This is a genomic window from Aquibium sp. ELW1220 (assembly GCF_030398385.1).
Taxonomy (GTDB): domain Bacteria; phylum Pseudomonadota; class Alphaproteobacteria; order Rhizobiales; family Rhizobiaceae; genus Aquibium.
This window is the reverse complement of the sequence record NZ_JAOAOQ010000001.1, coordinates 321,445-340,080: the sequence shown is the minus strand read 5'-3', so window position 1 is coordinate 340,080 and position 18,636 is coordinate 321,445. Positions and strand designations below refer to the sequence as shown.

The following is an 18,636-nucleotide window of genomic DNA, read 5'->3' as shown; positions in this document are numbered from 1 at the left end:
GCTGCAGCGATGCCGGTTCGATGCAGCGCTTCCGGAGCCGAACGGGATCGCCGTGGGGCGTCGCGCCCGCCACGCAACAGCCGCGTCATCAGGCGACCGCGTAGACGTCGATGACGATTCGGCCGGCCGCCGGATCGGGTGCGAGGCTCGCCACGAAGAGGCGGTCGCGCAGCCAGGCATGCGGCCCGTCCGGCGCGTCGAAGCGTGGGGCCGAGCGGAAATAGTACTCGTCGGGGCTGACCGCCTCGCCGGCCCGCATCCGGGCCAGCACCTCGGGCGCCGACACCCGCAGGCCGCCGTTCCTGACCAGGATCGGCGTGCCGTCGTCGGCGACGACCGTATAGCTTGCCTCGATCTCGCTCGTCCCGTCCGGCCGGATCAGCGGCCAGTCGGAGCCGCCGGGCAGGATCGTGCCGGAAAGCCGCGGCCCGGCCACGGTGCCGCCGAGGATCGGGATGTGCAGGCGCTCGCCCGCGACCGAGCGCCCGCCGGAGAGCGGCTTGCCGATCTCCGCCACGATGGTGAAGACCCTTTCCAGCGCGGGGATCGTGGGCGTCATTGCGTCAGGCCCGGTTGCGCTCGTCGAGCCAGGCGCACATGGCCGTCAGCGAGTCGCGGCTGGCGGCGCAGAACTCCATCGCCCGCAGGTAGCCGTGGACCAGCCCCGTGCCGCGATGCAGGACCACGGCCACGCCGGCCGCCTCCAGCGCCTGCGCATAGGCGATGCCGTCGTCGCGCAGCGGGTCGTGCTCGGCCACCGCCACGAAGGCCGGCGGCAGGCCCGAATGGTCCTTCGCCTTCAGCGGCGCGGCGAGCGGGTCGACCCGGTCCGCCTCGTTGGGCATGTACATGGCGTTGACGGCGGGCATGCCGGCGGTCGTCAGCAGCGGGCCGTCGGCGTTCTCCGTGAAGGACGGCCGCGCCTGCTCGAACTCGACGGCCGGATAGATCAGCAGCTGCGCATGCAGCGGGCAGTCCGAACCGCGGAACTTGAGCGCCGTCGCCGCGGCCAGGTTGCCGCCGGCACTGTCGCCGCCGATGGCGATGCGCGCGGCGTCGATGCCGAGGTCGGCGGCCCTGGCGAAGGCCCATTCCACCACCGCGCCGCACTGCACGACTGCGGCCGGAAAGGGATGCTCCGGTGCCAGCGCATAGTCGACGCTGATCACGGTCTGGCGGTTGAAGGCGGCGATGCGGGCGGTGATGTCCCAGTGCGTCTCCGGGCTGCCCTGCATCCAGGCACCGCCATGCATGTAGATCAGGCAGGGCTGCGCCTCGTCGCCCGCATGCCGGAAGATGCGCACGCGCACCGGCCCGGCCGGCGTGTCGATCCATTCCACGCGGTCGGTCGAAACGCCGTCCGGCGTCGGCAGCCGCATTTCGGAGGCCACCACCTCGAAATGCGCGCGGCGGTCCTGCGGCGTCGCGTTCGGCGGCAGTTTCGCCCATTGCCGCTGCCATTCGTCGAGAAACGGCTTCAGTTCCGGATCGAGCATCGGTTTTCCTCTCAGTGCTTTGACGTATCGATCACGCCTTGACGAAGCGCATGACCATCTCGACGGCGTGTCCGCGCAGCGTCTTCTGGCCCTCGGCGCCGAACAGCGCCGGGCCGAAGATGCGCGAGAAGGTCGGCCGGTTGGAGACGTTGAAGAAAGAGAGCGCGCTGATCATCCAGTGCAGCTCCAGCGGCTCGATCTCCGGGCGGAACAGGCCGGCGGCACGGCCGCGGGCACAGATCTGCTCCAGCTTGCGGATCGCTCCCTCGTTCAGGGTCGCGATCAGGTCCGACTGCTCGAGATAGGCGCCGTGATGGATGTTCTCGATCATGACGATGCGGATGAAGTCGGGGTTGGAGCTGTGATGATCGAAGGTGAACTCGACCAGCCTCGCCAGCGCGGCGTCGGGAGCGAGATGCTCGAGGTCGAGCTCCTGCTCGCCGCTTCTGACCTTGCGATAGGCTTCCTCCAGGACGGTGCGGTAGAGCCCCTCCTTGTCGCCGAAATAGTAATAGATCATCCGCTTGGAGGTCAGCGTCTTGGCCGCGATCTCGTCGATGCGCGCCCCCGAAAGGCCGTTCTGCGCGAACTCGGCCATCGCCACCGCGACGATGTTGCTGCGCACGCCCTCGGGATCCTGCTTCCAGCCGCCGCGGCTGGCTTTCTCCACCGAACCGATGCCTTCGCCCATTCCCGGTCTCCTCCCGTCGAAGCAGACGCATACACGAATTAACCGGCTCGTACAAAGCCCTTGACATAATTAACCGTCCCGTACATTGTCGTTCCACAATCACCGGGCAGCGGACGATGGAGGTCGTCCGGACCGCTTCGGGCAGGGAGGGTCTGCGTGCGTCAAGGCGTCGAAAGCGCTGCCGACATCGGTGCGGCCACGGCTCCGTCATCGGGCGGCACCGTGCTCGTCGGACTGCTCGGCAAGGGCATCCAGCTGTCCCGCACGCCCGCCATGCACGAGGCCGAGGGCCGCGCCATCGGCGTTCCCTACGTCTACCGGCTCCTCGACACCGATCGCATGGGCGCCGATGCGCCCGACGTCGCCGACATCCTGCGGTTCGCCGAGAACTTCGGCTTCTCCGGACTGAACGTGACCTTTCCCTACAAGCAGGTCGTCCTGCCGCTGCTCGACGAACTGTCGCCGGCGGCGCGTTCGATCGGCTCGGTCAACACGGTCGTCTTCCGCGACGGCCGCCGCTTCGGCCACAACACCGACATGTGGGGCTTCGCCGAGAGCTTCCGGCGCGGGCTCCCGGGGGCGGCGCGCGGGCACGTCCTGCTGCTGGGTGCGGGCGGAGCTGGCGCAGCCGTCGCGCATGCGCTGCTGGAGAGCGGCGTCGAGCGGCTGTCGATCGCCGATCCCGAAGCCGAGCGGGCGCAGGTGCTCGCCGATCGGCTTTGCGGCTTCTTCGGCGAAGGGCGCTGCGACGCTGCCGACGGGACCGCCGTGGCACCGCGCGTCGACGGCATCGTCAACGCCACGCCCGTCGGCATGGCCAAGATGCCCGGCACACCGATCGATCCCGATCTGATCGGTGCCGGCACCTGGGTGGCCGACATCATCTACTTTCCGCTCGAGACGGAACTGCTGCGCCTGGCGCGGCTGAAAGGCTGCCGCACGCTTCCGGGCGACGGGATGGCGCTGTTCCAGGCCGTGCGGGCCTTCGAACTCTTTTCCGGCGTCAGGCCGGACACGGATCGGATGAGGGCGGCCTTCGTCGCCTTCGGCGACGCGGCAGGCGGCTAGGCCGTCGCGCCAGGGAGCCGGCGTTCGACGCCGGGAGGACAGACACCCGTGCGGCACGTGCCGCCCGGAAAACGCGAAAGGGAGGTACTTTCATGCATTCGCTGACGACAAGGCTCATGGGCGGCGCAGCCGCGCTCGCCATCGCGCTCTTCGCCACGGCGGCGTTCGCGCAGGACAAGGTGCAGATCATCTATTCGGACACCGTCCAGGAGGCGGATGTCCGCTCGAAGCTGCTGCGCGAGGAGTTCGGCGGCTGCCTCGGCGACCAGTTCGACTTCAAGCCCTATTTCGGCGCGACCCTGTTCAAGCAGGGCACCGAGCTCACCGCCATGCAGCGCGGCAATCTCGACATGGCGAACCTCGCCATCTTCGACTTCTACAACCAGGTGCCGCAGACCAGCATCCTCGGAACAGCCTACCTGTTCCGCGACTACGACCACATGCGCAAGGTGATGAGCCCCGCGCCGCTCGCCGATCTCTGGAAGCAGATCGAGGAGCAGGCCAAGGTCAAGGTGCTGGCGAACCCCTACATCGGCACGCGCCACCTGAACCTCCGCGGCGACAAGAAGATCATGGAGCCGGCCGACCTGGCCGGCGTGAAGCTGCGCATGCCGGGCGGCGAGGGCTGGCAGTTCGTCGGCGAGGCGCTCGGCGCCAATCCCACCCCGATGGCCTTCACCGAGGTCTATACGGGCCTGCAGACGGGCGCCATCGACGCCCAGGACAATCCCCTGCCCGCCAACAAGTCGATGAAGTTCTACGAGGTCACCGACCAGATCGTGCTGACCGGGCACCTGATCGCCAACAACCAGTTCACGATCTCGATGTCGAAGTGGGAGAGCATGACGCCCGAGCAGCAGGCCAAGGTGCAGGAATGCGCCCTGAACTTCGAAGCCGCGCTCGACAAGGAGACGATCCGCCAGGAGGCCGAACTCGTCGCGTTCTTCAAGGGCGAAGGCCTCGAGGTCTACGAGCCCAACAAGGAGGCGTTCCGCAACCACGTGCTGGAGAAGTACAAGGCCTCCAAGTTCTCGGCCGACTGGCCGGAAGGGCTGCTGGACAAGATCAACGCACTCTGACGCGGCGGACCTGAACCGCGCCGGCGGGGGACCGCCGGCGCGGCGTTCAGCGGGGACACGAGATGGACAAGCTCAAGGGCATGGGACGGTGGCTCGAACGGCGCGCGGAGAACATCCTCGCGCTGCTGCTCGGCACCATGTTCGCGGCCTTCATCGTGCAGATCGTCTTCCGCTACTTCCTGAACCTGCCGCTCGGCTGGACGGTCGAGTACGTCACCATCGCCTGGCTGTGGGGCATCTTCTTCGGCTACACCTTCGTGGTGAAGGCCGACGACGCGATCCGGCTGGACATCGTCTACCAGCTCGTCCCGCCCGGCGCGCGCCGCGTCATGGATGTCGCGGCCGGGCTCGTCTGCGCCGGCATCTTCGCCTGGTCGATCCCGAAGGCCTGGGACTTCGTCACCTTCATGGCGATCGAGCGGACGTCCTTCATGCGCATCCGCTTCGACATCGTCTTCTCCATCTACATCCCCTTCGCCATCGCCGTGGTCGTGCGCTCGCTCCTGTCGGTGTGGCGGGCGCTGAAGGGACGGCCGAGCCACCACGATCCCCTCGAGGCACCGGTGTCCGATGAGCATGCTTGACCCGATGGGCGCGTCGCTCGCGCTGATCCTCGTCCTGGCCGTCTTTGCCCTGCCGATCGGCGAAGCGATGATCTGCGGCACGATCCTCTATCTGGCGCTGGCCGGATTCGACACGTCGATCGCGGCCGAGACCATGCTGCAGGGCCTGTTCAACAGCTACACGCTGCTGGCCATCCCGCTGTTCATCCTCGCCGCCGACATCATGAACGTCGGCAGCCTCGCCGACAGGCTGCTGCGCTTCTCGCAGGCGCTGGTCGGCCGCTTCCGCGGCGGGCTCGGCCACGTCAACGTCGTCTCCAGCCTGATCTTCTCGGGCATGTCGGGCTCCGCACTTGCCGACGCGGTCGGCATGGGCCGCATCATCATCAACATGATGACCAAGGACGGCAAGTACACGCCGAGCTATGCGGCGGCGATCACGGCGGCCTCCGCGACGATCGGGCCGATCATCCCGCCCTCGATCCCGATGGTGCTCTACGCGCTCGTTTCCGACACCTCGATCGGTTACCTCTTCGCGGCCGGAATGCTGCCCGGCCTGCTGATGGGTCTCGTCCTCATCGTCATGAATGCCTGGCTGGCGCGCCGGCGCGCCTTCCCGGTCGACGAGGCCGTGCCGATGCGCGCCATCCCGCGCATCACCTTCCGCGCGTTCCCCGCGCTGATGCTGCCCGTCATCCTGCTCGGCGGCATCTATGGCGGCATCATGACTCCCACCGAAGCGGCCGCGGCGGCCGCTGCCTACGCGCTGCTCGTCTCGGTGATCTTTTACCGCTCGGTCAATTTCTGCCAGTTCTACGGCGCTCTCTTGTCCAGCGGCCGGTCGACCGCCAATATCGGCATCCTGATCGCCGGCTCGCTCGCCTTCAACTACGTCATCACCCGCGAGAACGTGCCCGACATGCTGGCCGGCTGGCTGCAGCAGTTCGAGCTGTCGCAGGTCGGCTTCCTGATCGTCATCAACCTTTTGCTGCTCGTGCTCGGCTGCGTGCTGGAGGGCGGAGCGATCCTTCTGATCATCGTGCCGATCTTCATTCCGACGGTGCAGGCGCTCGGCATCGACCCGGTGCATTTCGGCGTCGTGGTCGTGGTCAACTCGATGATCGGCCTCGTCACGCCGCCCTACGGGCTGCTGCTCTTCGTGGTCCAGAATATCACCAAGGCGCCGCTGTCTTCGATCATCCGCGACCTGATGCCGTTCCTCTACGCCCTGCTCGCCGCGCTCGCCGTCATCACCTTCGTGCCCGACCTCGTACTCTTCCTGCCGCGGCTCCTCGGGTATCAGGGCTAGGCGATGACGGGTCAGGCGATCAGCATCGACGTCGCGGTCGCCGGGCAGGACCAGCTCGGCGAAACGCCGCTCTGGTGCGACCGCACGCGCAGGCTCTGGTGGCTCGACATCGAGCAGCCGAAGCTGCGCTGGTTCGATCCCGCCACCGGCGCGGACGGTTTCACCCCGCTGCCCGGGACCTTCGCCGGCACGCAGGCGCTGACGGCCGACGGGCGGCGGCTGCTGGCCGAGGACCTCGCGCTCTACGCGCTCGACCTCGAGACCGGTGCGCGTGCCGACATCGCCTCGGTCGAACCCGGCCTCGACAACCGGCTGAACGACGGCCGCGTCGATGCGCGCGGGCGCTTCTGGGTCGGCACGATGGACAACCAGCTGCACCGGCCGAACGGCAGCCTCTACCGGATCGATCCGGACGGGACCGCCACGCGCATGGCCGAGGACGTCATCGTCTCGAACGGCATCGCCTTTTCGCCCGAAGGCCGCACCCTCTACTTCACCGACACCCGCCGGCACCTGAGCTTTGCCTTCGACCTCGACCTCGACGACGGCACCATCACCGGTAGGCGCGTCTTCGCCGATCACACCGCGACGGGAGAGCGCCCGGACGGCGCCTGCGTCGACGTCGATGGCTGCGTCTGGATGGCCTTCTTCGCCGGCGGCCGGATCGTGCGGCACCGCCCGGACGGGCGCGTCGACCGGACGATCCCGCTGCCCGTCACCAACCCGACCTGCCTGTGCTTCGGCGGGGATGACCTGACAACGCTCTACGTCACGAGCGCGACGAAGTTCCTCACGCCATCGCAACGCGCGGCCGAGCCGATGGCCGGCGCGCTGTTTGCCATCCATGGCGCGGGACAGGGGCTGCCGGAACACCGGTTCGGCCCGACCAACGACATCGCAACGACACGACAATCGGGAGGAAAGACATGACGTTCCACGCCATCAGGTCCATCGCCACGGGCGCGCTGCTGCTCGCCGGAATCGCCGCCGCCTCGGCGCAATCGAAGATCGAGCTGATCTTCCCGGACGTGAACTCGCCCGACGTGCCGCGTTCGGTCGCCATGACGGAAATCTTCGCGAAGGAGATCGGCGAGGAGTTCGACTTCAAGCCCTATTTCAACGGCACCCTGTTCAAGCAGGGCACCGAGCTGACCGCCGTGCAGCGCGGCAACGCGCAGCTGGCGCTGCTGCCGCCGTCGGACTTCGCCAAGCAGGCGCCGGAGTTCGACATCCTCGGTGCCGCCTACGTGATCCGCGACGCGGCGCACCTGAAGGCGGTCTTCGAGAGCGAGGTCGGCGACCAGTTCCGCCAGATCGCGCGCGAGAAGCTCGGCGTCGAGCTCCTGGCTCCCGCCTACTACGGCACGCGCCACGTCAACCTGCGCGGCGACAAGCGGATCGACACGCCTGCAGACATGGCCGGCATCAAGCTACGCATGCCGGGCGGCGAGAGCTGGCAGTTCCTCGGCGCGGCCCTCGGCGCCAATCCCGTGCCGATCGCCTACAGCGAGCTCTACACCTCGCTCCAGACCGGCGTCGTCGACGCGCAGGACAATCCGCTGCCGAACAACAAGGCGATGAAGTTCCACGAGGTCACCGACCAGATCGTCCTGACCGGCCACAATGTCGGCTTCGGCATCCTGATCGTCAGTTCCAAGGTCTTCGACAGCCTGACGCCGGAACAGCAGGATCGGATGCGCATGGCGGCGACGAAGGCGTTCGATTCGAGCAATGCGGAGTACCTGAAGCAGGAGGCCGAGCTCGTCGCCTTCTTCGAGGGCGAAGGGCTCAAGGTCTACACGCCGGACGTCAAGGCGTTCCAGGACTTCGCACAGAAGAAGTACCAGGAATCGCCGCTGTCGGCCTCGTGGCCGGAGGGCGCGCTCGACAAGATCAACGCGCTCTGACCATCCATCACCGACAGGCGGGATGAGGTAGCATCCCGCCGATCCGGCGGATCCACATGCCGGGCGTGCGTGATCGTTCGCGGGAATGGACCTGCCAAGACAAGCGGGTCAGGGCCCCATGCTGGCACTGAGGCTCCCGAAAAGAACACTCGCCCGAGCCGGCGCGGCGGCGATCTCCCGCCGCGGCATGAAGGTCGAGGCGGGCGACGACCAGGAGCCGACGAGAGACGTGGCTGCGATCAGCCGGGTGGTCGTGCGACCGTCGGCATGGGCGCCGAAAGGGCTGACGTCGTCGCTCGACCGGCCCTCGGCAATGGGTCCGCCGAGGAAGAGAGACCTGCCCCGCCGCGTGTCGGGCTGGCCGTGTGCCGCCGCATCGGTCGCCTGCGTGGCTGACAAGGCCGCCTTCTCCACCTCCTGACGGAAAATGGTACCGGACCGGAGATGCAGCGTGTCCGGCCAGTAATCGGCGTTGAAATCGTGGCGTCCCCGGGTCAGTCCCTCGAGGGGCAGCTTCGCTGTCCCGTTCGACAGCGGGAGGAGGCGATCGACGGTCGTCGACCGCACACGCACATGTCCGGTCGGGGTGGCGGACGGGTTCTGCGAGGTTACCGTAAAGGTCAGCTCGACGTCTTCGCCCGCGCGGCTCGGGGTCCGGCTCGACGTCACCGAAAGGGAGCTGGCGTACAGGAGCGTGCCCGATCCATGTGCGAAGCCGGTCCGGTGCGCCTCGTCGCCATTGTAGACTGCATCGACGCCGAACGATCCCGCGGTCGAGGGAAGAACAATCCGCGCCGTGGCGGTCGAACCGGCGCCGGTCGCACGTGCCAGGTGGTACGTCTGTTCGTGGACGGTTTCATTCGCGGTGCGGATCCTGAGGTTCACGGTGCCGGTCGGGACGGTCAGGCCGTCGTCGGACTGGACCGTGACGTTGAAGGATTGCGTGCTGCCGGCCGTCAGCGTCGAACCCGGCACAGCGAGAGACACCGTCACCGCCGCCTTGACGGCGGCCCCGCTCGCCGCCGCACACGCGATCACGGCGAGCGTCAGGACGAGCAGGGGCAGGACGCGCATCGCGGACGCCAGCCGATGCATCGCAGATATCGCCATTCCCGTGTCCCCGCGGTTGCAGCCTGAGGACGGCGCACAGGGGCAGTCCCGCAGAAAGACTACAACCTGGACGGGACGTCATGCATCCCCAGATGTGGGTATGCGATCGGTTTTCTTCTCCCCGGCCCTGCGCGCCGCATGCGCCGCGTTAGCCTGCCGGCTGGCCGGGCCGCCGCGCGGTGCTCTAGGGCTTTGGTCTGTAGCCCAGGTTGCGGGATATCTGGTCGGCCGCGGCCAGCACCTCGCGCACCTGATCGGGCGTCGGCGATTCCGGGATGAACTGCACGGAATCGGTGATCGCCACGGCCCCGACATAGGCGCCAAGGGCGTCGAAGATCGGCGCGGCCAGAGCGCTCAGCCCGATCACCGCCTCGTTGCAGGCCGTCGCCCAGCCGCGTCGGCGGACGGCGGCAATCTCGGCGCGCAGGCGTTCGGGGTCGGAAATGGTGTAGGCAGTCAGCATCGCGATGCCGTCGTCGATCAGCTTCGGCAGCAGGCTCTGGTCGCCGAAGGCGAGCGTCAGCTTGCCCTGCGCGCTCGAGGCGAAGCCCAGGATCGAGCCCGGCTTGACGCTGATGTCGATGTTGGAGCGGTTGGGCATGATCAGGAGAATGCGGTTGCCGTCGCGCTCGGGCTGGCTGATCGCCACGGCGTGGCCGAGGCGGTCGCGCAGCTCGCGGGCACTCTGCCGTGCCGCCGAGGCGAGCTCGAAGCTTTCGGAAACCGCGTGCCCCAGCACCATCAGGCGGGCGCTGATCGAATAGCGTTCGCTCTCGTCGTTGCGCAGCAGGTAGCCGGCCGAGACCAGCGTCTGCAGGTGCCGGTGAATCCGGCTCTTCGGCGTGCCGAAGGCGCGGGCGAGTTCGCTCACCCCCACCGACGTCTGGCACTGGGCGACGTATTCGAGGATCTCGAGCGCGAAGACGACCGCCTGGACGCCGCCTTCGCCGCGGCGTGCCGAAGGGGCGGCCGTCTCGCTCCTCGCCTCGATCCCGTCCTGCCCGCTCGCCATGCCCGACCCCGCTCGTCCCGTATCCGGACCAATATAGGGGCCGGTTCGCCTCATTTCAGTCCTTTCCGGCGAGCGGACCGACAGTCAGCCATCGGCCGGCATCGGATAGTCGTCAGAGTTGAGCACCCAGCCCGGCTGCCGCGAGAAGTCGAAGCGCGGCGGAGCGAAGAGGTCGACCAGCTGGTTCAGCCCGGCCTCCATGCCGCGCGAGGTGTGGATGGCCGGCGGCGGGATGACGATCAGCGACGGCGCGCCAAGATGGGGATGCTCGTCCTCGCGCCAGACATTGAGATTTGTCGTCCAGGGCCAGCGCAGATGATGGGTGAAGGAGCCGTCGAGCGCGAGCGATCCCTGCTCGAAATCGTCGTGATGGTGCGGCGACAGCTTCTCGATGTCACGCGGCCCGTGCTGCGGGTCGAGATAGTTCACCATGACCGTCGTGCAGCGGAAGATGCGGCCGAAGCGGCCCTTCTGCGGCGGCACGTCGAGGCCGTAGGCGCGAATCTTGAACCCGCCCACGGGGTCCGGCCAGGGCGTGAACGGCGGAATTCGCGGATGCTCCGCCGAGAACGATCCGGCATTGGCACAGGCGGCGTTGAGGTCTTCGGACTGCGCCGAAAACACCCGCGTGATGCGCCCGCCCTCCGGCAGGACGATCCGGCTGTCGCCCGGCGGCAGGATGACCAGCGAAAAGCCCGCCACCGTCATGCGCTCGCCGTTCGCCTCGATCTCGGCGCCCTTGTCGCGGTCCGGCAGCAGCAGCACGTATTCGTCGATTTGGCCGGTCCGCTCCAGCACCACGCCCGGCTCGGCCTCCGTGTAGGCCACCACTATCGCCTGGCCGCGTGTCATCCACGTCTTCGACCGGTCCGTCACCTGCTGCGGCGCGTCCTCGTAATAGCGGCCGATCTCGGCGGGCGTGAAGGCACCGGCCGTCGTCACCGTCGGCGCTGCCGCCGCAAGGCGGGATCTGGGATCGCTCGTGTCGTACATGGTGGTCTTCCTCCCTTCCAGCCGCACTCGTTCCGTATAACGGAACATCGTTCTGCATTTACGGATATCCGCATCCTGTATGTCAAGACGACATTTTCCCGATGCCCGTTCTTGACAGGGACTGGAACTCGTCGGATCATTATCGGAACGACGTTCTGTAGAACGAAACGATCGTGGGAGGAGAGGATATGCCTATGGTTACTCGACGGGAAGTCTTCGGCTATGCCGCCGGCATCGGCGCATCGCTGGCAATGCCCAGCATTGCGCGTGCCGCGCCGGTCAACATGCGGCTGGCCCATGCGGCAAACGAGATCCACCCCGGCCACATCGCGGCCGTGGAGTTCAAGAAGGCGCTCGAGGCGCTCGTGCCCGGCGCGACCAACATCACCATCTTCCCGAACCGGCAGCTCGGCGACGACAAGCAGAACCTCGAATCGGCGGTCGCTGGCACCAACGAACTGTGCGGTTCGTCGGGCGTGCTCTTTCCGCTGGTGACGGGGCGCGCGGCGCTCGACGCCTACCAGCTTCCCTTCCTGATCAAGGATTACGACCACTTCGAGAAACTCGCCACGAGCGACATCGGCCAGCAGATCCTCGACGACCTCGCCCCCGGCGGACTGATCGGCCTGCAGACAACCGACATCGGCCAGAGGCACTTCCTCTCCGCCGGCAAGCCGGTGACATCGGTGGCCGACTTCGCGGGCCTGAAGACCCGCATCGTGCCCGTGCCGCTGCACAAGGCGATCTGGGAGACGGTCGGCACGGCGCCGGTCGGCCTGCCCTACGGCGAGGTCTACGGCGCGCTGGAGACCAAGGTCATCGATGCGGTGGAGATCAACGTCTCCTCGATGCTCGGCGAGAATCTCTGGGAGGTCGGCAAGAACTTCACCCTCACCGGGCACTACCCGTGGCACAACGTGATTGCGGTGAACAAGGCCTTCTTCGACGGCCTGCCGACCGAGATCCAGCAGGCGATGCGCCAGGCGGGCCGCGATTCGATCGCGCCCACCCTCGCCTACACCAGGAACCAGGACCTCACCGGCCGTGACGAGCTGCGCGCCAAGGGTGTCGAGATCCACGAGCTGGCGAGTCTCGCCGAGATGCAGGACAAGGTCACGCCGATCGTCGAGCAGTGGAGCGCCAAGTCGCCGCTGATCGGCGAGTTCGTGGCGGCGGCGCGCGCCTCGGCCTAGGCGGACCCCAAACCGCACCCGCCCCGATGGCCGGCGCCTCCGCGCCGGCCGCTCCATCCCGCGCGCCCAGGAACAGGCATGACGATCGAGCATCACGCCGCCGCGCGAACCGGCCCCGTCGGCTGGTACATGCGCTCCATGCGCGTCCTCGCGGGGACGTCCATGCTGACGATCGTCGTCATCATGACGGCGCAGGTCGTCGCCCGCTACCTCTTCAACGCCTCGCTGATCTGGGCCGAGGAACTCTGCCGCGTGCTGCTGGTCTGGCAGACCTTCCTCTTCGTCGGACTTGCCTACCAGCGCGGCGAGCTCGTCGCCGTCGACGTCCTGCCCGAACTGCTCACGCCGAAGCTGCGCCTCGCTCTGAAGATCCTGGTCAGCATCCCGGTGATCGCCTTCCTCTGGCTGATGGCCGTCAACGGCTACGACTATGCCTCGCGGTTCCAGAACCAGGTGATCCCGGCCGTCGACTTCATCTGGATGTCGGTCACCGGCGAGGGACTGGGCGTCTCGGTCTTCTGGGTCTACGTCTCCGTCTGCGTCGGCTCGGCGCTGCTTTCCCTGCACGTGCTGGCCTCGATCGTCGGCGACGCGCTCGACGTCCGGGCCGGTCGCGCTGCGCCCTCGACGCTCCATCCGCAGGGAGAATAGCGCCATGGGCAGCTTCTTCGGCGCCTTCTTCCTGCTCCTCGTCACCGGCGTCCCCATCGCCCTGGCGCTCGGCGTGGGCGGCATGGGCTATCTCTATTTCTCCGGCAATGGCGGCGTGATCCTCGCCCTGCCGCAGCGCATGATGGCCGGCGTCGACCAGTTCATCCTGCTCACCATCCCGCTCTTCCTGCTCGCCGGCATGCTGATGAACGTCGGCGGCATCACCGATCGCATCGTCGGCTTCGCCCGCGCCATGGTCGGCCACCGCAAAGGCGGCATGTCGTCGGTCACGGTGCTGTCGGCCGGCTTCTTCGCCGGCATCTCGGGCAGCGCGACGGCCGAGGCTTCGGCGCTCGGTTCGATCCTCATCCCGGCCATGCGGCGCCAGGGCATCCCGCCCGCCTACGCCGCGGCACTCATCGGCGTCAGCGCCGTGGTCGGCCCGATCATCCCGCCCTCGATCACCATGATCGTCTACGGGGTGCTGTCGGGCGCCTCGATCGGCCAGCTCTTCCTTGCCGGCGTCGCGCCGGGCATCCTCATCGTGCTCGGCCTGCTGATCTATGCCACATGGCGGGCGCGGCGCGACGGGTTTCCGGTGACGGAGAAGATGGACTGGGCGGAGCGCCGCGCGGCGACGCTGCGGACGCTGCCGGCCCTCGTCCTGCCGCTGATCATCGTCGTCGGCATCAAGGCCGGCATCTTCACCCCGACGGAGGCGGCTGCGGTCGCCGTCATCTATGCCCTCGTCATCGGCTTCATCTACCGCGACCTCACCGTCTCGCGCGTCTGGGAGGCGATGATCGCCACCACGCTCGCCAGTTCGGCGATCCTGTTCATCACCGCGATGGCGAGCATCGTCGCCTTCGTCTTTACGCTCGAGCAGGTGCCGGCGACGATTGCGTCGGCGGTGCTGTCGATCAGCGACAACCCGCTCGTCATCCTGATCATGCTGAACATCGTGCTCCTGATCCTCGGCATGTTCCTCGAGCCGATCTCGATCCTCATCCTGACGATGCCGATCCTGATGCAGTTCCTGAAGATCATCGGCATGGACCCGGTGCAGTTCGGCGTGATGGTCGTGCTCAACGTGGTGATCGGCATGGCGACGCCGCCTGTCGGCATCCTGCTGTTCATCGTCTGCGCCACTTCGGGCCAGCCGCTGACCGCGGTGGCGAAGGAGGCCATGCCGCTCATCGGCATCTGCCTGTTCGTGCTCTTCCTCGTCGCCGCCATCCCGATGATCTCGCTCGCCCTGCCGCACGCCATGCTGCCGTGAAGCCCCCGATGACCGTCCGAACCGCGAAAGACATACCATGACAGCCACCCCCGCCCCGAACCCGAGCTTCCGCCAGCGCTTCCTCGCCGGCGACCTGCTGGTCGGCACCTTCATCAAGACGCCCGCGACCCATCCGGTCGAGATCCTCGGCCAGATCGGCTTCGAATTCGTCATCCTCGACGAGGAGCACGCCCCCTGGGACCGGGTGACGATCGACGGCGCCCTGCTCGCCGCGCGCGCCTCCGGAACCGCCGGCATCGTGCGGGTGGCCGAGCCGACGCCGTCCAAGATCCTCGCCGTCCTCGACGACGGCGCGACCGGCGTGATGGTGCCGCACGTCTCCTCGGCCGCCAAGGCGCGCGAGATCGCCGCCGCCTGCCGCTATCGCGGCGGCAGTCGCGGCTTTTCCAACACCACCCGGGCGGGCGGCTTCGGCGCCGTCGGTCTGTGGGACCATGTCGACCGGCAGGACCGGTCCGTCACCTTCATCGCCATGATCGAGGATCCGGAAGCGCTCGACGACATCGACGCGATCGTGGCGACCGAAGGACTGGACGGCGTCTTCATCGGGCGCGGCGACCTGACGGTGGCGCTCGGCGCGGCCTCGATGGACGCGCCGGAAGTCCGCGCGGCCTGCGACGTGATCCTCGCCGCCGCAAGCAAGGCCGGCAAGCCGGTCGCCGTGATGGTGGCCAATCCGCAGGAGGCCGCCGGCTTCCGCGAACGGGGCGCGACCACCTTCATCGTCGCCTCCGACCAGGGATTCATGCGCCAGGCCGCGTCGCGCCTCTATGGCGACATGCGGGCGCTCGGCGCCTGACGAACGACACGAGGAAAGGAACCGAGACCATGGCCGACAGCACCACCGCCTATCCCACCATCGTCCCGCTCGAGCCGATGCAGCCGGCGCGCGCGGCGGAGGTCGCCGAACTGCTCGTCGACGCCGTCGACCTGCACTGCCACTCCGGCCCCGCCGCCATGCCGCGCATCCTCGGCCACCACGAGGCCTTCCAGATGGCCCTCGACGCCGGCTTCAAGGCACTGCTCTACAAGGACCACTACTATGTCGGCATGCCGCACTGCGCGGTGCTGAAGGACATCTATCCCGACGCGCCGATCGAGCTCTACTCGGGCGTGGCGCTGAACAACGCGTCGGGCGGCATCAACCCGCATGCCGTCGACCATTCCATCAAGCTCGGCGGCAAGATCGTCTGGTTCCCCACCTTCGCGGCGAAGAACCACATCGAGGCCTATGCGGCCAAGAGCTTCCCGAAGACGGCCAAGCCGATGCTGCCGCCGATCCCGCTCACCGTGCTCGACGCCAATGGCCGGCTGATCGACGAAGCGAAGCAGATCTGCGACCTGATCGCCGAGGGCGACATCATCCTGGCCGGCGGCCATCTGCACGTCTCGGAACTCTTCATCCTCTTCGAGGAGGCGAAGCGGCGCGGCGTCACCAAGATGCTTGTCAACCACCCGAGCTACATCATCGGCTGTTCCGACGAGGACATCCGCGGCCTGGTCTCGCTCGGCGCCTACATGGAGCACTCGATCTGCATGTTCGTGCCGAGCCGCGCCAAGCAGCACGAGACGACGGACCTGATCCACATGATGGAGGTCGCCGGTGTCGACCGCACCGTGCTCGGCTCCGACCTCGGCCTCACCCAGGCGCCGAAGCCGGTCGACGGCTATCGCCAGATCGTCTCGGACCTGCTCGACCACCAGGTGCCGAAGGCCGACATCCGGACCATCATTTCCACCAACGCGTCGAAGCTGCTCAACCTCGCGGTCTGAGACGCGCGTTCGACAAGGGAGGCCAGCCATGGCGAGACGCAAGGTCATCATCACCTGCGCGGTGACGGGGTCGATCCACACCCCATCGATGTCGCCGCACCTGCCCGTCACGGCGGAAGAGATCGCGGACGCGGCGATCGGCGCCGCGGAGGCGGGCGCAGCGGTCGTGCACCTGCATGCGCGCAACCCCGAGAACGGCCTGCCCGACCAGTCGCCGGCCGCCTTCGAGCCGTTCCTGAGGGTCATCAAGCAGCGCTCCGACTGCGTGGTGAACATCACCACCGGCGGTGCCTCGACGATGACGATCGAGGAGCGGCTGCAGCCGGTGGCCACCTTCAAGCCGGAGGTCGCCTCGCTCAACATGGGCTCGATGAACTTCGGCCTCTACCCGATGCTCGGCCGCTTCAAGGAATTCAGGCACGACTGGGAGCGGCCCTACCTGGAAGGCTCGCGCGACCGCATCTTCAAGAACACCTTCGCCGACATCGAGAACATCCTCACGACCTGCGCGGAGAACGGCACCCGCTTCGAGATAGAGTGCTACGACATCGGCCACCTCTACACGCTCGCCCATTTCGTCGACCGCGGCCTGGTGAAGCCGCCGTTCTTCGTCCAGAGCGTCTTCGGCATCCTCGGCGGCATCGGCGCGCATGCCGAGGACGTGGCGCACATGAAGCGCACCGCCGACCGGCTGTTCGGCGACGCGTACGCCTGGTCGGTGCTCGGCGCCGGCGCCAACCAGATGCGGATCGCCGCGCAGGCGATCACCCTGGGCGGCAACGTGCGCGTCGGGCTGGAGGATTCGCTCTGGGCCGGTCACGGCGGGATGGCCACCTCGAACGCCGAGCAGGTACGCATCGTGCGCGGCCTCATCGAAGGGCTCGGCCTGGAGGTCGCCACGCCGGCCGATGCGCGCGAAATCCTCCAGCTCAAGGGCGCCGACAAGGTCGCTTTCTAGGAAAGAGGCCCGGGAAAACCGCATGACCAACGTCCTGATCGTCTACGCCCATCCGGAGCCGAAATCCTTCAACGCCGCGCTCTGCGCCCGCGCGCGGGACGCGCTGACGGCGGCAGGCCACGACGTCACCGTGTCGGACCTCTACGGTGAGGGCTTCGATCCGGTCGCCGGACGCCACGACTTCACCACGGTCGCCGACTCCGACCGCTTCCACTACCAGACCGAACAGGCGCATGCCGCGCGCCATGGCGGCTTCAGCGCGGAACTCGCGCGCGAGCAGGCCCGCGTCGACGCGGCCGATCTTCTCATCCTGCAGTTCCCGCTCTGGTGGGGCGGCGTGCCGGCGATCCTGAAGGGCTGGGGCGAGCGGGTCTTCGCCTACGGCGTCGGCTACGCCGACGGGCTGCGCTTCGAAACCGGCGTGTTCCGCGGCCGGCGCGCGATGGTGTCGATGACCACCGGCGGGACGACCGCCCGCTTCGGCGCCGGCGCCGTCTATGGCGAACTGGAGCGACAGGTGCTGTGGCAGATCCAGCATCTCGGGCTCGAATACATGGGCTACGAGGTGGAAGCACCCTTCGTCGCCTACGGCGCGCCGCGCGTCGACGCGGCCGGGCGCGCCGCCTATCTCGACGATCTGGAACGGCGCGTGCTGGCCGCTGCGGCAAAGCCTGTCGACCGCAGCCTCAAGACCGCCGATCCGCTGGCCGTCGTCCCGGGCAATGCCTGGGCGGGCGCACGATGAAACACGGGAGAGCCCTGCCATGAGCGAACGGTCCTTCGAGGGCAAGGCGGTGCTCGTCACCGGCGGGTCGCGCGGCATCGGCGCCGCCGTCGCGCGCCGCTTCGGCAGCCTCGGCGCGCATGTCGCGGTCGGCTACCGGTCCGGCAGGGATGCCGCCGAGGCGCTGGCGGCGGAGATCGTGGCGGCAGGCGGAACCGCCGTGGCGGTGGCCGGCGACGTCGCCGTGCCGTCGCAGGCGCAGGCGATGGTGACCCGCGCACACGACGCCTTTGGCCGGCTCGACGTGCTGGTCAATGCCGCGGGCGTCGGGCCCTACCTGCCGCTGGCCGAGATCGACGAGGCGCATTGTCGTGCGATCTTCGACACCAACGTGCTCGGCACCATCATGCTCACCCAGGCCGCCGCGCCGCTGCTGCCTTCGCCCGGCGGGCGCATCGTCCATTTCGCCTCGCGGCTGGCCTTCAACCCGATCCCGACGAGTTCGGTCTACTCGGCCTCCAAGGCCGCGGTCGTGACGCTGGTGCATGGCTTTGCCCGCGAACTCGGCCCGCGCGGCATCACCGTCAACGCGGTGGCGCCCGGCGTCATCGAGACCGACATGACCGCAGACATCCTGCGCGAGCGCGGCGAGCAGATCCTCGCCGCCACGCCGCTGCGCCGCATCGGCCAGCCAGACGACATCGCAGGCGTCGTGACCTTCCTTGCCTCGGCCGACGCCGGCTGGGTCACGGGCCGCACCATCATCGCCGACGGCGGGCTCAACTGACGATGGCCGCCCCCGGGCGGGG

At 68.0% G+C, this 18,636-nt stretch carries 20 protein-coding genes; 14 read left to right on the top strand and 6 right to left on the bottom strand.

The window, feature by feature from the left end; all coding sequences use genetic code 11:
- Window positions 1-88: 88 nt before the first annotated feature.
- From N1F91_RS01640 to N1F91_RS01630, 3 genes are read right to left on the bottom strand one after another with little or no spacing between them, the layout of a single operon-like run.
- Window positions 89-559 (bottom strand): DUF3237 domain-containing protein, encoded by a 471-nt coding sequence (locus tag N1F91_RS01640; protein ID WP_289989648.1) that lies wholly within the window; start codon window positions 557-559, stop codon window positions 89-91.
- A 4-nt stretch (window positions 560-563) separates the two neighbouring features.
- Complete coding sequence (locus tag N1F91_RS01635) at window positions 564-1,496, bottom strand: alpha/beta hydrolase (RefSeq protein WP_289989647.1); 933 nt, start codon at window positions 1,494-1,496, stop codon at window positions 564-566.
- A gap of 31 nt (window positions 1,497-1,527) precedes the next feature.
- Window positions 1,528-2,187 carry a TetR/AcrR family transcriptional regulator gene (locus tag N1F91_RS01630; RefSeq protein ID WP_289989646.1) on the bottom strand — a complete coding sequence of 220 codons (660 nt, stop codon included), beginning with the start codon at window positions 2,185-2,187 and terminating at the stop codon, window positions 1,528-1,530.
- A gap of 186 nt (window positions 2,188-2,373) precedes the next feature.
- On the opposite strand from N1F91_RS01630, the gene N1F91_RS01625 reads away from it, so the two are divergent.
- The 6 genes from N1F91_RS01625 to N1F91_RS01600 all read left to right on the top strand — a co-directional run bounded on the left by N1F91_RS01625 (window position 2,374) and on the right by N1F91_RS01600 (window position 8,113).
- The gene (locus tag N1F91_RS01625; RefSeq protein ID WP_289989761.1) at window positions 2,374-3,255 is read left to right on the top strand and encodes a shikimate dehydrogenase; all 882 of its coding nucleotides are present in this window, start codon (window positions 2,374-2,376) and stop codon (window positions 3,253-3,255) included.
- 92 nt (window positions 3,256-3,347) lie between these two features.
- On the top strand, window positions 3,348-4,334 hold the full coding sequence (gene dctP, locus N1F91_RS01620; RefSeq protein ID WP_289989645.1) for a TRAP transporter substrate-binding protein DctP: 987 nt from the start codon (window positions 3,348-3,350) through the stop codon (window positions 4,332-4,334).
- A gap of 62 nt (window positions 4,335-4,396) precedes the next feature.
- Entirely contained in the window at window positions 4,397-4,918 is a 522-nt protein-coding gene (locus N1F91_RS01615; protein ID WP_289989642.1) for a TRAP transporter small permease subunit, read from the top strand.
- Window positions 4,905-6,206, top strand: coding sequence for a TRAP transporter large permease (locus N1F91_RS01610; RefSeq protein ID WP_289989639.1), 1,302 nt, complete (start codon window positions 4,905-4,907; stop codon window positions 6,204-6,206). Before N1F91_RS01615 ends, N1F91_RS01610 begins: the two co-directional genes overlap by 14 nt.
- Window positions 6,207-6,209: 3 nt before the next feature.
- Window positions 6,210-7,136, top strand: coding sequence for an SMP-30/gluconolactonase/LRE family protein (locus N1F91_RS01605; RefSeq protein WP_289989638.1), 927 nt, complete (start codon window positions 6,210-6,212; stop codon window positions 7,134-7,136).
- Entirely contained in the window at window positions 7,133-8,113 is a 981-nt protein-coding gene (locus N1F91_RS01600) for a sialic acid TRAP transporter substrate-binding protein SiaP (protein WP_289989636.1), read from the top strand. Before N1F91_RS01605 ends, N1F91_RS01600 begins: the two co-directional genes overlap by 4 nt.
- A gap of 108 nt (window positions 8,114-8,221) precedes the next feature.
- Here N1F91_RS01600 and N1F91_RS01595 read toward each other — a convergent pair whose 3' ends face one another.
- The 3 genes from N1F91_RS01595 to N1F91_RS01585 all read right to left on the bottom strand — a co-directional run bounded on the left by N1F91_RS01595 (window position 8,222) and on the right by N1F91_RS01585 (window position 11,228).
- On the bottom strand, window positions 8,222-9,223 hold the full coding sequence (locus N1F91_RS01595; protein ID WP_289989634.1) for an Ig-like domain repeat protein: 1,002 nt from the start codon (window positions 9,221-9,223) through the stop codon (window positions 8,222-8,224).
- A 184-nt stretch (window positions 9,224-9,407) separates the two neighbouring features.
- Window positions 9,408-10,235, bottom strand: a complete 828-nt coding sequence (locus N1F91_RS01590) for an IclR family transcriptional regulator (protein ID WP_289989631.1) — start codon at window positions 10,233-10,235, stop codon at window positions 9,408-9,410.
- A gap of 84 nt (window positions 10,236-10,319) precedes the next feature.
- Entirely contained in the window at window positions 10,320-11,228 is a 909-nt protein-coding gene (locus N1F91_RS01585) for a hypothetical protein (RefSeq protein WP_289989630.1), read from the bottom strand.
- A gap of 194 nt (window positions 11,229-11,422) precedes the next feature.
- Here N1F91_RS01585 and N1F91_RS01580 point away from each other — a divergent pair, with 194 nt between their 5' ends.
- The 8 genes from N1F91_RS01580 (at window position 11,423) to N1F91_RS01545 (ending at window position 18,614) form a co-directional block, all read left to right on the top strand.
- On the top strand, window positions 11,423-12,421 hold the full coding sequence (locus tag N1F91_RS01580; RefSeq protein WP_289989628.1) for a TRAP transporter substrate-binding protein: 999 nt from the start codon (window positions 11,423-11,425) through the stop codon (window positions 12,419-12,421).
- A gap of 78 nt (window positions 12,422-12,499) precedes the next feature.
- The gene (locus tag N1F91_RS01575) at window positions 12,500-13,072 is read left to right on the top strand and encodes a TRAP transporter small permease (protein ID WP_289989625.1); all 573 of its coding nucleotides are present in this window, start codon (window positions 12,500-12,502) and stop codon (window positions 13,070-13,072) included.
- Between the two features lie 4 nt (window positions 13,073-13,076).
- A complete protein-coding gene (locus N1F91_RS01570) occupies window positions 13,077-14,351 on the top strand; it encodes a TRAP transporter large permease (RefSeq protein ID WP_289989623.1) in 1,275 nt (424 codons plus the stop codon).
- A gap of 37 nt (window positions 14,352-14,388) precedes the next feature.
- Entirely contained in the window at window positions 14,389-15,171 is a 783-nt protein-coding gene (locus tag N1F91_RS01565; protein ID WP_289989622.1) for an aldolase/citrate lyase family protein, read from the top strand.
- A gap of 29 nt (window positions 15,172-15,200) precedes the next feature.
- Entirely contained in the window at window positions 15,201-16,145 is a 945-nt protein-coding gene (locus N1F91_RS01560; protein ID WP_289989620.1) for a DUF6282 family protein, read from the top strand.
- Window positions 16,146-16,173: 28 nt separating this feature from the next.
- Window positions 16,174-17,103, top strand: coding sequence for a 3-keto-5-aminohexanoate cleavage protein (locus N1F91_RS01555; protein ID WP_289989619.1), 930 nt, complete (start codon window positions 16,174-16,176; stop codon window positions 17,101-17,103).
- A 22-nt stretch (window positions 17,104-17,125) separates the two neighbouring features.
- A complete protein-coding gene (locus N1F91_RS01550; protein WP_289989617.1) occupies window positions 17,126-17,848 on the top strand; it encodes an NAD(P)H-dependent oxidoreductase in 723 nt (240 codons plus the stop codon).
- A gap of 19 nt (window positions 17,849-17,867) precedes the next feature.
- Window positions 17,868-18,614, top strand: a complete 747-nt coding sequence (locus N1F91_RS01545) for a glucose 1-dehydrogenase (RefSeq protein ID WP_289989615.1) — start codon at window positions 17,868-17,870, stop codon at window positions 18,612-18,614.
- The last annotated feature ends 22 nt before the right edge of the window (window positions 18,615-18,636 follow it).

What these genes read in the sequence shown, in the direction of transcription:
- N1F91_RS01640 (WP_289989648.1), bottom strand. Translation starts at nt 559, where the DNA reads ATGACGCCCACGATCCCCGCGCTGGAAAGGGTCTTCACCATCGTGGCG.
- N1F91_RS01635 (WP_289989647.1), bottom strand. Translation starts at nt 1,496, where the DNA reads ATGCTCGATCCGGAACTGAAGCCGTTTCTCGACGAATGGCAGCGGCAA.
- N1F91_RS01630 (WP_289989646.1), bottom strand. Translation starts at nt 2,187, where the DNA reads ATGGGCGAAGGCATCGGTTCGGTGGAGAAAGCCAGCCGCGGCGGCTGG.
- dctP (WP_289989645.1), top strand. Translation starts at nt 3,348, where the DNA reads ATGCATTCGCTGACGACAAGGCTCATGGGCGGCGCAGCCGCGCTCGCC.
- N1F91_RS01615 (WP_289989642.1), top strand. Translation starts at nt 4,397, where the DNA reads ATGGACAAGCTCAAGGGCATGGGACGGTGGCTCGAACGGCGCGCGGAG.
- N1F91_RS01610 (WP_289989639.1), top strand. Translation starts at nt 4,905, where the DNA reads ATGAGCATGCTTGACCCGATGGGCGCGTCGCTCGCGCTGATCCTCGTC.
- N1F91_RS01605 (WP_289989638.1), top strand. Translation starts at nt 6,210, where the DNA reads ATGACGGGTCAGGCGATCAGCATCGACGTCGCGGTCGCCGGGCAGGAC.
- N1F91_RS01600 (WP_289989636.1), top strand. Translation starts at nt 7,133, where the DNA reads ATGACGTTCCACGCCATCAGGTCCATCGCCACGGGCGCGCTGCTGCTC.
- N1F91_RS01595 (WP_289989634.1), bottom strand. Translation starts at nt 9,223, where the DNA reads ATGGCGATATCTGCGATGCATCGGCTGGCGTCCGCGATGCGCGTCCTG.
- N1F91_RS01590 (WP_289989631.1), bottom strand. Translation starts at nt 10,235, where the DNA reads ATGGCGAGCGGGCAGGACGGGATCGAGGCGAGGAGCGAGACGGCCGCC.
- N1F91_RS01585 (WP_289989630.1), bottom strand. Translation starts at nt 11,228, where the DNA reads ATGTACGACACGAGCGATCCCAGATCCCGCCTTGCGGCGGCAGCGCCG.
- N1F91_RS01580 (WP_289989628.1), top strand. Translation starts at nt 11,423, where the DNA reads ATGGTTACTCGACGGGAAGTCTTCGGCTATGCCGCCGGCATCGGCGCA.
- N1F91_RS01575 (WP_289989625.1), top strand. Translation starts at nt 12,500, where the DNA reads ATGACGATCGAGCATCACGCCGCCGCGCGAACCGGCCCCGTCGGCTGG.
- N1F91_RS01570 (WP_289989623.1), top strand. Translation starts at nt 13,077, where the DNA reads ATGGGCAGCTTCTTCGGCGCCTTCTTCCTGCTCCTCGTCACCGGCGTC.
- N1F91_RS01565 (WP_289989622.1), top strand. Translation starts at nt 14,389, where the DNA reads ATGACAGCCACCCCCGCCCCGAACCCGAGCTTCCGCCAGCGCTTCCTC.
- N1F91_RS01560 (WP_289989620.1), top strand. Translation starts at nt 15,201, where the DNA reads ATGGCCGACAGCACCACCGCCTATCCCACCATCGTCCCGCTCGAGCCG.
- N1F91_RS01555 (WP_289989619.1), top strand. Translation starts at nt 16,174, where the DNA reads ATGGCGAGACGCAAGGTCATCATCACCTGCGCGGTGACGGGGTCGATC.
- N1F91_RS01550 (WP_289989617.1), top strand. Translation starts at nt 17,126, where the DNA reads ATGACCAACGTCCTGATCGTCTACGCCCATCCGGAGCCGAAATCCTTC.
- N1F91_RS01545 (WP_289989615.1), top strand. Translation starts at nt 17,868, where the DNA reads ATGAGCGAACGGTCCTTCGAGGGCAAGGCGGTGCTCGTCACCGGCGGG.